The following is a 14,734-nucleotide window of genomic DNA, read 5'->3' as shown; positions in this document are numbered from 1 at the left end:
ATTGTGACCATAAACAGTAACACTGCCATCAGGATGTTTAATAGTTATGGCATTGCCTAATCCCCAATTATCCCAACCTGCTTTCATAACTGTACCTGATGCAGCAGCAACAATAGGAGTCCTCAGCTACTTTGTTGCTCAAAAGAAAATCTCCAGTATTAAATTCACGAATTCTCAAACAATTCGCCAAATAATTCTTTTACCTTTTCTTTGGCATCTTCTAAAGTCGTTTTTCCTAATTCGGTAGTTCTGTACAAGCGTCGGCTGTGCCGCCCCGATCTCTCTTCAACAGAATGTAAATATCCCTTACGCTCCATATCGTGCAGCATTGGGTACAGTGTTCCAGAACTGAGTTTATAGCCGTGACATGCCAGTTCTTCAATAATAGCCAGCCCAAAAATCGGCTCTTTGACTGCATGATGTAGAATATGAAGCCGAATTAAGCTAGAGTAAAATTCTCTTCCATCCATTGGATAAGATTTTTGCAACACTTAGAATTTTATTTTCGCTTATATCAGGCTAGGAACTCTTGGATTTTCCGCAGGTAGCCTGCATAATTGCTGTGGCAGGGAACAGCAACATGCCGGAAAATCTGTTGATGTCGGGGTTTGACGATTAGTTTATGCCCTAAACCATGCTTTAACTGCTATACAAGAAGGTTATTGCATCAATTACCTGATTTAACTCATTCTAAATTTTACCAACTTAGTTAGTAAATAACAGATATATTTTTAGATACCGCAAGGGGTTTAAGCATAGGGGCGGGTTGATAAATATTATTAATGAGGATTTTGGTAAACCCGCCCTGTTATTGATGATTAGGGAGTTTTGAGCGATAATCAAGGGCTAAAAAATAATCTCCAGCAAAAAAAATTGCGCTTTGCCAGGAAAATTGCAAATATTGTGATATTCTGTGAATATAGGGAATCAAAACAGCGAAAGCACAATTATCTTGTCTAAGAGGAATGATATGAACACAGTTTCCCCTTGGCAAGATGTTAAGTTAAATCCGCGCTCGGCTTTTTGAAACTGAAAGTAGCTCAAGCCAATGAAGCAGGATAACGATCTCCGTAACAACTTGAAGTCAATAAGAACTCGTCTAGGCATGAGCCAACAAGACTTGGCAAATCTAGCTGGTGTGACTCGTCAAACTATCAGTGGTGTAGAATCGGGACAATACGCTCCCTCAGTGGCCATAACACTGCGCCTAGCAAAGGCACTTGGCTGTCAAGTAGAGGATCTATTCTGGTTAGAGCGGGATTTACCTGAAATTGAAGCAGTGCTAGCTAAACCTGTGCCCTTGGAACAACAAACGCGAGTCAGCTTGGCTAGGGTAGCAGGACAATGGGTAGCTTATCCCTTAATTGGCAAAGATGCGTTTCGCCAAGATATGATTCCCGCCGATGGTGAAGCAATTGCGGTGGACGGCTTAAGAGGCATAAGCAAACTGCTTCACCCGGAGGGAGAGAGTCAGCGTCAAACAGATACAAATAAAGTTAAAGTCCGGCTGTTGGACGATAATCTGGAAACACTGCACAACACAGTTGTGATTGCTGGCTGTGCGCCTGTGATTTCGCTGTGGGCTAGAGCAACTGAACGCTGGCATCCCCAATTACGGGTGCAATTTAACTTTGCCAATAGCATGTCTGCATTACACAGTCTATGCAAAGGAGAGGCCCACATTGCTGGGATGCACCTCTACGATACTGAGACTGGCGAGTATAATACTCCTTTTGTTCGAGATGTTTTGGCTGGAAGGAAAGCAGTTTTGATTACCTTGGGTGTTTGGGAAGAAGGATTTTTAGTCAAACCTGGTAACCCAATGGGAATTAGAACAGCAAATGATTTAGTGGAACGGAAAGCGAGTATTGTTAACCGTGAAACGGGTGCTGGTACTCGTTTACTATTGGAACAAAAACTCCAAGAACAACAGATACCGTTTCATGATGTTAAAGGGTTTGACTATATTGTTCAAAGCCACCAAGATGTTGCCCAAGCAGTAGCATTAGGAGTTGTGGATGCAGGTATAAGTACCGCATCTGTGGCTACCGCCTTTGGGCTGGGATTTATCCCTCTACATCAATCAAGATACGATTTAGTGATTCTCAAGGAATATCTAGAAGAAGCACCAGTACAGCAGTTGCTCAGTACTTTGGGACATCGAATGGTTCACTCACAATTTGAAATTCTCGGTGGCTACGATATCAGCAAAATCGGGGAAATTGTAGCAAGCGTTTAAAGTCGATTGCTTTTGTCAGGTTGGTTGTGTGGTTTTGGGAAACACTTTGCGTAAATTTCAATTCCTGTGGCGATCGCTTTAATAAATTTTGAGATTTTGAAGTGGTATTATTTGTATTTCCACAGAAATCATCTGATATCTGATGTCCGCTTCAGTTGTGATGAAAATCTTTCTCCACCTTTGTGTCTTTACACCAATGTCAATAATAAGTGTTCAACTGGATTCATACAACTAATATCAGGTTCGGTGAAAGACCCATAGTTAGGACTGACACGGAGACACGGGGACGCGGTGAGGAAGTTGGAGTCTTGGCGGTTCCCGTCGAGTCCAAACTTCCGAACCCGAAGGGGGACGCGGAGAGGTTTTTATTATGGGTAATTAGGCGGACAAGATATAAGAGTCTGGTAATACTTGCAATATTTCTGCGACAGGGTTCTACAAAAAGCATATCTAAACTTCGAGTCAGATTCACAAATGTACCGTGACGCATCATTTCAAACCGTACATTTTTGATGCACTTCTGCCATGAAGTCAGAACAATCATAGCCCAAAATTTCACCACGAATCTTATGTATTCAAGAGTAAATGTTTTTCGTGTAGAGCGTAGGCGCAGCCCGCCTCCGGCGTGTACCTCAACACGCAGTCTCTAACGAGGTCACATTTCAATACTGCTCGCTTTGTGCATTTTCAACTCGGAATTTGGTTTTGGGAAAAGGTTAATGGTTCGACAAGCTCACCAACCGGGTAAAGGGTAAAGGTTTTTTCTTTCCCCTTTCCCCTTTCCCCTTCCCCTTTTCCCCAAAACCCGACAAGTATTGGGTCACATCTGTAAGTTAACAGTGTGAACCCAAGAGCAAAAGACCCACCAAACAACAATTGCAGGAAAAAACATCATGTCCGACGAAAAAATTAGACAAATTGCTTTCTACGGTAAAGGTGGTATTGGTAAATCTACCACCTCCCAAAATACCTTAGCCGCTATGGCAGAAGTAGGTCAACGCATCTTAATTGTCGGATGTGACCCCAAAGCTGACTCTACCCGTTTGATTTTGCATACTAAAGCTCAAACCACCGTACTCCACTTGGCTGCCGAACGAGGCGCAGTGGAAGATTTAGAACTTGAAGAAGTTGTTCTAGAAGGCTTTCGAGGTATCAGATGCGTAGAATCTGGGGGGCCAGAACCTGGTGTTGGTTGCGCCGGTCGGGGTATTATCACCGCTATTAACTTCCTAGAAGAAAACGGTGCTTATAGTGGTGTAGATTTCGTATCCTACGACGTGTTGGGTGACGTTGTGTGCGGTGGTTTTGCTATGCCTATCCGTGAAGGGAAAGCCCAAGAAATTTATATCGTTACCTCTGGGGAAATGATGGCGATGTTTGCCGCCAATAACATTTCTCGTGGCGTTCTCAAGTATGCTCACACTGGTGGCGTGCGCTTGGGTGGTTTGATTTGTAATAGCCGCAAAACTGACCGGGAAGACGAACTTATTAGCACACTCGCAGCTAGATTAAGCACCCAGATGATTCACTTCGTCCCCCGCGACAACATCGTACAACACGCTGAATTACGTCGGATGACTGTTAACGAATATGCACCCGACAGTAACCAAGCTCATGAATACCGCAAATTAGCAGACAAGATTATCAACAATACAAATCTTGCTATTCCTACACCCATCGAAATGGATGAGTTAGAAGAATTACTGATTGAATACGGTATTCTCGAAAGCGACGAGCAAAAGGAAAACTTGGTTGGTGTGAGCATAGCTGCGGAAGAAGCTGCTAAAAAGCAAGAAGATGCTGAAGGCGAAGCACTAGAAGCACTTGCTAAAGGCAATGTGGAAATAAAATAGTTTCTCGCAGCAAACTTTCTGAAGTCATGAAAGTAATTAAGTGGGTAATTAGCTCACTTTCTCTCCCCATCAAAACGATATGGAGGTGCAATCAGTCAATCAGCATTAATTCTGTGCAGCTAACAGATTAATCAATTCCAAGGGTCTTATCGAAGTTTTCCTGAGAAAGATTAACCTGTTAATATTTACGCACTCAAACAGTTCTTGTGTTTTTTGTTTACTCCTTCTCATAATTGGTTGGTCGTTATTGAGGGAATGAGAAATTCTCTTTCTCATTTCCTTTTTTTTTAGATACTAAAATTACCAATCAGTTAACACTATTCTGATTTTTCTAATTCCGCTACCATCTCTTCACTTGTACTTATTTTCACTAAAAAAAATGAATCCTCAACCCAGAGAAATCAATGATTCACTCAGTGACTCTAATGGCGAAAACCAACAGCAACGCCAGAAAAAAAAGTCTTCAACACAATTACCGCAGCCTGGAACCGCTCAAGGAAGTTGTGCTTTTGATAGTGCAATGATTACCCTAGTACCAATTACTGATGCCGCTCATGTAGTCCACGGCCCTAGTGGTTGTGCTGCTAATATTTGGGGAAATTCCACTAGTCTTTCTTCTGGTTCAATGCTGTACAAAATACGCTTTACTACTGACATAGATGAGAGCGATATTATCTTCGGTGGAGCCAAAAAGTTATATAAAGGCATTCTAGAATTACAAAGACGCTACAAACCAAGTGCGATATTTGTCTACTCCACCTGCATTACTGCTTTAATTGGTGATGATATAGAAGGGATATGCAAAGATGTTACAGAAACAACAGGAATACCCACTATTCCCGTGCATTGTCCTGGGTTCATTGGTGGGCAAAAAGGAGGTAACCGGGTTGCTGGTGAAGCCTTACTAGAACACGTTATTGGAACAGCCAAACCAGATGTTACTACACCATTCGATATTAACTTGATTGGTGAGTACAATATTGCAGGTGCAATCTGGAATTTTCTACCGTTGTTAGAGAAATTAGGTATCCGAGTTTTATCAAAAATTACAGCCGATGCACTTTATCAAGAAGTTTGCTACGCTCATCATGCCAAGCTCAATGTTGTGTTGTCTGCAAACGCGTTAATTAATATAGCCAAAAAAATGCAGAAAGTCTATGGTATTCCATATATTGAAGAGTCTATTTATGGGATAGAGCAAATTAATCAGTGTTTAAGAAATATTGCGGCAAATTTAGGAGATATTGATTTAGTAGAACGCACAGAAAAACTAATTGCAGAAGAAGCGATCGCTTTAGAAGCAAAACTCAATTTATATCATAGCCAATTGCAAGGAAAACGTATTGTTATTACTATTAAAAACTTCAAAACTTGGTTAATTATCTTTACTGCTCAGAAATTAGGTATGGAAGTTATTGCTATTTGTACTCAAATGAATACAGAAGACGAATTAGTGAAACTCAAAGATTTGCTAGGTAGAGATAGCATCATTTTAGAATCAGAAAATTCTCAGAAATTTTTGCAGATAATCAAGGAACATCAAGCTGATATTTTAATTGCCGAAACTCGTTATTTAGAGACTGCTATCATAGCAAAGATTCCATTTTTAGATATTCATAGACAAAGCGATCGCGCATATACGGGTTATACAGGAATATGGGAACTGGCACGAGAATTATATGCCACTTTTTATAATCCTGTGTGGGAGCAAGTACAACAACTCGCTCCGTGGGAAGAAAGTTGATCTCAGGTTCGGTTAAAGACCGATAGTTAGGACTGACGCGGAGATACGGGGACGCGGTGAGGAAGTTGGAGTCTTGGCGGTTCCCGTCGAGTCCAAACTTCCGAACCCGAAGGGGGACGCAAAGAGGTTTTTATTATAGGTAATTAGGCGGACATGATATGATTTGCTTTCTTACTTTTTCAATGAAATTTTTATTTTGCATTCATAAATGAACGGGCTTATATCTGATATTTGAGACTAATTCATGGAGCAAATTTCATGGCAATTGTGAGCATTACCAGTACATCAGTTGCAGTTAATCCTCTCAAGCAAAGTCAAGCCATAGGTGCAACCTTAGCCTTTTTAGGGGTGAAGGGAATGATGCCTTTATTGCATGGTTCCCAAGGTTGCACAGCTTTGACAAAAACGGTACTAGTGCAACATTTTCGTCAGACAATTCCCCTTTCCACCACAGCAATGACAGAAGTTGCAACAATTTTGGGTGGTGAAGAGAGAGTTGAACAAGCAATTCTCACTTTGGTAGAGAAATCGAAACCAGAAATGATTGGTCTTTGTACCACTGGACTTGTGGAAACTAGAGGCGATGATATGGAACGCTTTGTAAAAGAAATTCGCCACCGCCATCCAGAATTAGATTATTTACCAATTGTGCTTGTCTCCACACCAGATTTTAAAGGTACATTGCAGGATGGTTTTGCTAGTGCAGTGGAGAGTATAGTTAGGGAAATTCCGCAAAAATCCTCAACGCCAAACCCCTGTCCCACACAAATCACAATTTTGGCGAGTTCTGCTTTCACTCCTGGGGATGTACAAGAAATTAAAGAAATTGTCGCTGCTTTTGGACTTGTACCAATTGTTGTACCAGACCTTTCTGGCGTTCTAGATAGTCACATAGAAGATTCTTCTGGTTTCATGGCCGCTAATGGTACAAATACAGCACAGTTGCGCTCAATGGGCAGTTGTGCGTTCACTTTGGCATTAGGTGAAAGTATGCGCGGTGCAGCACAAATTTTAGAAAAGCGATTCAATATTCCTTATGAGGTGTTTAGCGAACTCACGGGACTAGTAGCTGTAGATAAATTCTTGCAAGCATTGGCGGATATCAGTGGTGTGAACGTACCAGAGAAATATCGCCATCAGCGCCGTCAGTTGCAACACGTAATGTTAGAGAATCATTTTTACTTTGGTTGCAAGCGAGTTGCTTTAGCCCTGGAACCAGATTTACTTTGGTCGATGGTTTATTTTTTGCAATCCTTGGGAGTGCAAATTCACGCCGCAGTCACAACAACACGCTCTCCTGTATTGGAAAAACTGCCGATTCCTAGTGTTACCATTGGGGACTTAGAAGACTTTGAACAATTAGCGGTTGGTGCTGATTTGCTGATTACTAATTCTCATGCAGTAGCCATTGCTCAACGATTAAAAATTCCTCTGTATCGTCAAGGTATTCCCATTTTTGACCGTTTAGATGCCTATCAGTTCACCAAAGTTGGCTATGGTGGTACGATGGAGGTTTTGTTTGATATTGGTAACCTGTTTTTAGAGCAGGAGACAGTTATTAAGCGCTATGTTAGTTAGGGATTTCCAAGTATTCCATAGAAGACTGTTGACCGTTGACAGTCAACGACCTGAATTGGAATAATTTATTTTTTGGAATTACCTTAGCATAAGTAGTTTGAATACGATGGCCGGAGGGGAGGGAAAAATGAGCTTAGCTGGATTAAGAATTGTGTTGGTAGAGCCAGCTGGGCCCCTCAATGTCGGTGCGATCGCCAGGGTAATGAAAAATTTTGGATTACATAACTTAATATTAGTAAATCCCCAATGCGATCGCTTGTCAGCAGAAGCTTTAAAAATGGCTGTTCATGCCAAAGAAATTTTAGAATCTGCGGTAATAGTGGCAAGTTTACCAGAAGCATTACATGGATGTGTCAAGGCGATCGCTACTACCGGTCGCCTTTGCAGTTGGGAAATACCTTTAGAAAATCCCCGCACTGCCTTACCTTGGCTATTGGAGACACCAGAACAACCCACAGCTTTAATTTTTGGCAGGGAAGACCGGGGATTAAGCAATGAAGAATTAAATTACGCCCAGCGCTTTGTTTTCATTCCCACAAGTGAAAATTATTTATCCTTGAATTTAGCCACTGCTGTGGCAATCTGCTGTTATGAATTATCCCAATGCACGCAGCCAGGAGAAACTCAAACCTCACCCCAAAGCGAGCTCGCGCCTTTAGATGTTGTGGAAACTTACTACCAGCAATTAGAATCACTATTACTGAAAATTGGTTATCTGTATCCACATACGGCAGCTAGTCGCATGGAAAAATTTCGTCAGCTGTATAATCGTGCAGGGCTACAAACAGGAGAAGTAGCTATGCTACGAGGAATTTTACGACAGGTAGAATGGGCACTGAAAACTTACAACGATAGTGAAAACTTGTAATAATTCGTTTAATATATACGCAATCACCCCCCCCAAAATATTTAATATTAAACTAAACACAAAAATGCTACTTAGTGGCAAAGTGGAATTTGAGCATCAATATTGCTCAACGGTTAAGTTTTGGGTCAGGAGTCTGCAAGAAAACAGTCCAGTGGGTCACAAGGAGTAGTAGTGTCAGAATCGAGTGACGAACTAACAGCTTTCTCGCGGCGTCAACCCTTAAACCGCCGCCAGCGTCCACAAAAAGTTCAAAAAGTGGCACCAAAGAAAGTGAAAGCCAACAACCAGCAGCAAGTTGTTGCCGGTAAAACAGCCCTAGCACGCCCAAAAAATCAGATTGCTTCTGGGCAAATCCCAGCGACTACACGCCGGGTAAAATCGGAACTAGTCATGCCAACAGCAGTGAAACCCATACCAACTGCTAAAGTTAGAATTCCTGCCTCACAATCGGGTGTTGCAACAGTTAAAACGGTGCGGATGGAAAAGCCAAAAATTGGCAGGCGTTCATCGCGGAAAACGCGGTTAAAGCCAATGGCCAAAACCATATTGTATATACTGCGCTTGTTAATTGTAGGTGTTGGTATGGGCGCAATTGTCGGCACAGCCTTGTCAGTATTAGACCCGGCTAATCGCATTACCACAAATTCAGCACCCCAATCTGGTAATAGTAATGTGACGCGATCGCAGGCGCAACCCACCCCTACGCCTCCAGCAGCACCTTCAACCCTACTCTTATCTCAGGAAATTCTCCCGTTAAAAAATGCCGTACAAAATTTGGCTAGCAATAACCAAAGTCTCACCCCCGGAGTTTTCTTAGTAGATTTGGATACAGGTAATTATGTAGATATCAACGCTTCTACTACTTTTCCCGCAGCTAGCACAATCAAAATCCCGATTCTAATTGCCTTCTTCGAGGACGTGGACAGAGGGAAAATTCGCCTCGATGAAATGCTCACCATGCAGCAAGACATGATTGCAGGCGGTTCGGGAAATATGCAATATCAAGCAGCCGGAACCCAGTACGCAGCTTTGGAAGTCGCCACTAAAATGATTACCATCAGCGACAACACAGCTACAAATATGCTGATTACCAGACTGGGAGGCATAGATGCTTTAAACCAGCGTTTCCGGAGTTGGGGATTAACAACTACAGTCATTCGCAACCAGCTACCAGATTTGCAAGGAACAAATACCACTAGTCCCAAAGAACTGGGAAATTTGATGGCAATTATTAGTCAGGGAAATTTAATCAGTATGCCATCACGGGATTTAATGCTGGATATTTTGCGCCGCACTCAGCGAGACTCGTTGTTACCATCTGGTTTGGGAACAGGTGCAAGAGTATATCACAAAACAGGCGATATCGGCACAATGCTGGCAGATGCAGGTTTAATTGTTGTTCCCACTGGTAAGCGCTACGTAGCTGCTGTGATGGTAAAACGCCCCAACAACGATCCCCGCGCCGAAAAACTGATTAGCTCAATTTCTCGTGCTGCTTACCAAGAATTTAGCCAAAATCCAGTTACGCCAAGCAGTGGTATCAGCACCGTACCAACCAACGGTTATCAACCACAAATTGTCAATCCTGTTTTACCCAACACTGCCACAAGCACCGTACCCATGACTGGTTATCAAGCTCCGTTTATTAATCCTGTACCCAATGGTATGGGAAATACTTTACCTACAAATAATTATCAAACTCCAATTACCAATCCGCAGTATTATCCCCCAAGATAAACTTTTTAAAAGGAAATTATAGGAAACTGCAAAAAATAAATTTTCAGGTTAAAGCGTTGACTGTTGACTGTTGACAGCTAACAGTTTTCTATGGAATATTTTTATGAATTACACATTGATACAAATGACAAAATATATGTAATGGCGAAACCACATTTGTTGTAAGGTTTAGCAATGCGCTTTACCCTTAGAGAACGGTTAACACATTATCAAAGAATGATTAATCAAAGCCTTAAACGGTGTATTTTCGTGATGCATATCATGATAAATTTGTATAGTGCGTAAGTTCTCGGAATCTATCTCTTCAAGTGGCTCGTGACTTTATTTTAGAACACCTAACACAGAAATTGAACTTGACAGCATAGTATCAATTTTCTGTCAATGCGTAAGTTCTAAATACAACTAAATTATAAAAATGAATTTAAAGTACGGTGAATTCGATATATTGGAGCGAGAACTAGAAGCTTTTACACCTATGCATCGAGTGGCGTTTGCGACAGCTTGTTGCGAGAGATTGTTTCCAAACTATGACATCTTCCTGCGAGCAATTAGAGAACAAGACTGGAAAGAGCAAGATCCCATGAGAGAAGCACTGGATGAAATCTGGGAATTTTTAGCGGGTAAAGTGGTCGATACATCTCGATTTTGCCAGTTATTGTTTAATTGTGAAACATATCCCTACGACTATGAAAACGAACAAACTGCTGAATCGCAAAGAGCAGCATGGGCTATCTGCTGTACTCTAGAACTATGTTTGGAACCAACTCCGCCAAACGTTATTTCAGTAGCTAAACATATAGAAGAAACTTTGTTTGAGTACCTAGATTGTGAGATGAGCGAGTTTGAAAATGCTAATTGGGACAAAAAATCTCATAAAGAAGTATTGGAGGTAATTACCAACCATCCGTTTACAGTACGAGAAATGGCAAAACAAAGCGAAGACTTGCAGCGCTTACGAGAAACTCCCACCTTAACTGGTGAGTTTTTACACTGGCTGCGTACTTCTTCTGAAAATGGTGGTAAAAGTCTGCTAGATTTAAGTTGAGAAAACAATCGTGAAGGGTGCGACTAAAGAATCTCAAGAAAACGCAGTGTCAAATTTGGATGCTGCAAAAATTAAATGGTTTCGCCACCATCTCTCTATATGGGCAACGCAAAACTTACGCAATTTTCCTTGGCGGCAGACTTGCGATTCTTACGCAATTCTCGTTGCAGAAAATCTGCTGCAAAAAACAGACGCTGCTACGGTTGTTCCTATCTACAAAGCATTTCTCTTTAAATATCCTACGCTCGAAAACTTAGCCAAGGCAAGCATTGATGAATTGAGCGAACTGCTCGAGCCTTTAGGTCTTTACTTCCGAGCAGAAAGACTGTACCAGTGCGCTCGCATCATCTTAGAGCAGTATGGAGGAAAAATCCCCGATTCAGAAAAGCAGTTGCTTGAATTACCTGGAATTGGTAAGTATACGGCTCGTGCTATTTGTTCTCAAGCCTTCAGTCAACCGCTAGCCGTACTCGATACTAACGTAGCTCGCATCCTCGAACGCTTCTTTGGCTTGCAAGGAGAAAGAGTGAAATCGCGCTGTAAAATTCTTTGGGGTGCAGCAGAAATAATTGCTCCTAATAAAGAAGTTGGCAAATGGAATCTAACCTTGCTAGACTTTGGAGCGATGGTTTGCAGGGCAAAAAATCCTCTTTGTAATGATTGCCCTCTTTCAGCAAAGTGCAATTACGTCCAAACGTAACTCAGATAAAAAAATATTTTTATGAAACCGATTCCCGAATTTCAAGAATTAGCAATTACTTTATTTGCTCAAGAAATTGTACCTAGTTTTCTCACATCTAAATTTCTTAAAGAAAGTCGAATTATTCCAAAAGAATGGGAATTCGATCGACCTCCTGAAATTAACGCTCAAACTGGAAAAGCTACATTTACTAATGATGTTGTTATTTCAGCGCGCCTCGGTGCTGTTACTTTCTCAGAAAATTTACATGGGAAAAAGCTTTTAGATGTAAAAATACCAAATATAGTTGATAAATGGGTTAAAACGTTACACAAATTCGATTATCAAGCGATAGAGATTGAACCCAGTAGCTTCTTCAGTTTTGAAAAAGAAAGTACGAAACTTTTTCGCCACTATATTCCGGCTGTTTTACTCGCTCCTGGTGACTGGCACGAAGGCAGTCTCAAGCCCCTTAGAGCTAGTCTTAACTTGGCTTATACTTCAAAGAAAGGAGAATTCATCATCAAAATTGAAGACGTACTCTTGCGAGAAAACGATAATTCGTTTCAGCCTGGAGCGATGTTTTCTGGAAATTTTGCTTGCGAACTCTCTGGAAATACAGCTTCACAAAAAAGAGACCGCTTGTATGAATTTATCAAAGGTTGGCAGGAAGATTTGGAAATTTATCGAGATATCGTCAATAAAAAATTATTAGGTTTAAATAACAGTTAATAAATAATTATGGTGTCCTTGACACAAAATCTTGGCTAGGCTACAAAGCTGCTATGTCTGCAACAAGTCAGGGAAAAAAGTGTCCATTATAGATGCCTTGGGAGGCGAAACTAAGTTCTGCTATGATGGACGCGATCGCCTCATTGAAACCATTCGTCCTGATGGCACAAGCGAAAAACTCAGGTATGACTTGGACAATAGAACTCTTGCAAAAGTGTTTTGTGGTAAGATTATAGACTTGGCAATTTGCGATTAGGACTTTGAGGGTCTTTTGTTAGGTTTATATAGCAATTGACTGGGGACTGGGTGAATTGCTGATAGTAAAATTTTATAAAAAGATATTTGGTTACAGGCAAAAACTTGGGTTGAAGGTTTTTGTGCTTTAATTGCGACACTCTTGCATTTTCAATTAATGTTTGAGTGATTTATCTGAAATACATTGGATTTTCTGTTTTTTCAGATGTACGGAGTTTTTGGAAAATCAAATACTAATAGTATCTGTTCTCAGCTAATACTTAAGGCTTATTTTGTATACAGCACGTAGGATTGATTGCGGTAAGCAATTGGCAAATCCAACTGATGTTGGATGCGAGTTACAAAATACTTAGCGTCATACTTGACCATCAGTGCCTTAGCTTGGTCGGTTGTTAAGTTGTTGTAACCTTCTGTCAGCAGTTTTTCGCTAAAGTGAGTCAAAGGATCGACCCCGTTAAAATTACCACTCAAGTCTCGCATACGGGAAAACCACTCTAATGTTCCGGCTTTAGTCTGAGCCATCAGTTTATATTTAGCAATGGTTGGACGTTCTGTCAGCCAAATGAAGTTGGCAAATTCAACTGGAGGGGATACAAAGATATCGTTTTTTGGTGTATTTTTTCGTACCCAATTAGCCATATCTTTCCACTGGGGGTCTACCTCTTGGGTTTTGTCAGGAAAATTAAGTGTGGATTGAAATTCTGTCTTAAAGTGATGAAATCCTTTAACAATGCTGATACTGACTACGATGGTACATAACAGCGCCAACAATTTTTGTTGTTTTCTACTTGCGAAGATGCTATTTAAAGCACAAGCAAATAATAGGCAGGCATTGAGGTGTAACATTACATCACCGACGCGGAAAAGATAATACTGAAGTAATGTTCCTTGAGAATCAAATGGAGCAATAACTAATCCTAATACATAAGGAATTAGACTGATGAGCGTAAACTGAAAAAGTCCGATTTGAGCTTGGTATTCTTCCAATTGTTCTGGTAGTGTTTGAGTTCGACGATTCAACCACACAACAACAGCACTACTCACAAGCAGCACTAAATAAAATGTAGGAGTTATCCACCAATTTGCAGGCCAAGATAAAGGATTGAGGTGGTGGGGCATCCTGAGAAAAACATAGATATAAGAAATGGGTATGGGGCTTGCAGGTGTTGGACTAGACAATTGTTCGATGACTGCTTTGAGACCGAATACACCTGAAATCAGGTATAGCAAAATCATAAATCCCAATTCCCGCCCACTGGGAAAATAGATTTTTCGTCTTAAAACTATCAACACTGTTGCAAACAAAGTTGTATAACCACCAACTAAAACATGGAATGAAGTTGCTAGCCCCAACAAAAAAGCCATCAGGCGATAACGTTTTCTAAGCATAAATGCGATGGCCAAAATGACCATTGCATAAGCAAATATTTTGGTTTCAAGAACTCCAACAATTCTTTCTCCAGCAGCCACACCTTGATGTCCTCTGAGAAACATCGCAACCGCTAACATTTGCAACAGCAAATTTAGTCCGAGTTTTCTACCGATAAGTACTAGCCCCCAAGCTATCAAGGCGTAGCAAAAAAACCTGCCGATGAGAGAACTAGCTAAAAATCCCCAATGTGCTATGAAGGAACCAAATAAGCTTTGAAACAATATTCGATAAACAGGTGGTTGATTAACAGACCAATCTTTCGGAACCCAGTTAGGATCGGCGAACTGTCTTGCTAAAGGTAGAGCGTCAATGTCGTTTCTGGCCATGATGTCAGACAACAAATTTGTCAGACACAGCAATCCTAACACTGCTATGATTTCTAACACCGGCCAGTCCGTACTCTTCAAAGCCCATTTCTGGTGTAAAAACCTTTTTTGGCTGATACTTGGTAATTTCAACATTTCAAAAAAAACAAACTTCATAACTTTTGTACTACCTAAGCAAAACTTTAATTGAACTCGATACCATATCTTTAATACGTGTTTATACTATCTTTATTCTTGAGCTAATTT

Annotated in this window: 13 protein-coding genes and 1 pseudogene; 10 read left to right on the top strand and 4 right to left on the bottom strand. The window is 41.0% G+C overall.

The window, feature by feature from the left end; translation table 11 throughout:
* Positions 1–120, bottom strand: a pseudogene (locus VF06_RS21300) (M23 family metallopeptidase); the annotation flags it as partial.
* Positions 121–164: 44 nt separating this feature from the next.
* Positions 165–470, bottom strand: a complete 306-nt coding sequence (locus VF06_RS21295) for a PadR family transcriptional regulator (RefSeq protein ID WP_099071345.1) — start codon at positions 468–470, stop codon at positions 165–167.
* Positions 471–1,048: 578 nt separating this feature from the next.
* Here VF06_RS21295 and VF06_RS21290 point away from each other — a divergent pair.
* The gene (locus VF06_RS21290; protein ID WP_099071344.1) at positions 1,049–2,239 is read left to right on the top strand and encodes an XRE family transcriptional regulator; all 1,191 of its coding nucleotides are present in this window, start codon (positions 1,049–1,051) and stop codon (positions 2,237–2,239) included.
* A gap of 223 nt (positions 2,240–2,462) precedes the next feature.
* On the opposite strand, the gene VF06_RS39385 is transcribed toward VF06_RS21290, so the two are convergent.
* On the bottom strand, positions 2,463–2,783 hold the full coding sequence (locus VF06_RS39385) for a hypothetical protein (RefSeq protein WP_143861858.1): 321 nt from the start codon (positions 2,781–2,783) through the stop codon (positions 2,463–2,465).
* 349 nt (positions 2,784–3,132) lie between these two features.
* Here VF06_RS39385 and nifH point away from each other — a divergent pair, with 349 nt between their 5' ends.
* From nifH to VF06_RS39380, 9 genes are all read left to right on the top strand, one after another.
* A complete protein-coding gene (gene nifH / locus VF06_RS21285; protein WP_099071343.1) occupies positions 3,133–4,092 on the top strand; it encodes a nitrogenase iron protein in 960 nt (319 codons plus the stop codon).
* 379 nt (positions 4,093–4,471) lie between these two features.
* Positions 4,472–5,836, top strand: a complete 1,365-nt coding sequence (gene nifE, locus VF06_RS21280; RefSeq protein WP_099071342.1) for a nitrogenase iron-molybdenum cofactor biosynthesis protein NifE — start codon at positions 4,472–4,474, stop codon at positions 5,834–5,836.
* Between the two features lie 258 nt (positions 5,837–6,094).
* Complete coding sequence (nifN, locus tag VF06_RS21275) at positions 6,095–7,414, top strand: nitrogenase iron-molybdenum cofactor biosynthesis protein NifN (protein WP_099071341.1); 1,320 nt, start codon at positions 6,095–6,097, stop codon at positions 7,412–7,414.
* A 127-nt stretch (positions 7,415–7,541) separates the two neighbouring features.
* Positions 7,542–8,282: an RNA methyltransferase gene (locus VF06_RS21270; RefSeq protein WP_099071349.1), complete on the top strand. Its 741-nt coding sequence runs from the start codon at positions 7,542–7,544 to the stop codon at positions 8,280–8,282.
* A gap of 171 nt (positions 8,283–8,453) precedes the next feature.
* Positions 8,454–10,019, top strand: a complete 1,566-nt coding sequence (locus VF06_RS21260; RefSeq protein WP_099071339.1) for a serine hydrolase — start codon at positions 8,454–8,456, stop codon at positions 10,017–10,019.
* A 415-nt stretch (positions 10,020–10,434) separates the two neighbouring features.
* Positions 10,435–11,064: a DUF416 family protein gene (locus tag VF06_RS21255; protein ID WP_099071338.1), complete on the top strand. Its 630-nt coding sequence runs from the start codon at positions 10,435–10,437 to the stop codon at positions 11,062–11,064.
* 10 nt (positions 11,065–11,074) lie between these two features.
* Positions 11,075–11,764, top strand: a complete 690-nt coding sequence (locus VF06_RS21250) for a helix-hairpin-helix domain-containing protein (protein ID WP_180267556.1) — start codon at positions 11,075–11,077, stop codon at positions 11,762–11,764.
* A 21-nt stretch (positions 11,765–11,785) separates the two neighbouring features.
* On the top strand, positions 11,786–12,475 hold the full coding sequence (locus VF06_RS21245; RefSeq protein ID WP_099071337.1) for a hypothetical protein: 690 nt from the start codon (positions 11,786–11,788) through the stop codon (positions 12,473–12,475).
* Positions 12,476–12,554: 79 nt separating this feature from the next.
* Positions 12,555–12,731, top strand: a complete 177-nt coding sequence (locus VF06_RS39380; RefSeq protein WP_180267555.1) for an RHS repeat domain-containing protein — start codon at positions 12,555–12,557, stop codon at positions 12,729–12,731.
* 266 nt (positions 12,732–12,997) lie between these two features.
* Here the strand turns inward: VF06_RS39380 and VF06_RS21240 are convergent, their stop codons facing one another.
* Entirely contained in the window at positions 12,998–14,644 is a 1,647-nt protein-coding gene (locus tag VF06_RS21240) for a DUF6798 domain-containing protein (RefSeq protein WP_099071336.1), read from the bottom strand.
* Between the last annotated feature and the right edge of the window lie 90 nt (positions 14,645–14,734).

The sequence above is a fragment of the Nostoc linckia z4 genome, assembly GCF_002608075.1.
Lineage (GTDB): Bacteria > Cyanobacteriota > Cyanobacteriia > Cyanobacteriales > Nostocaceae > Nostoc > Nostoc linckia.
The sequence above is the reverse complement of the archived record's forward strand: the minus strand, read 5'-3'. Positions and strand labels throughout refer to the sequence as shown.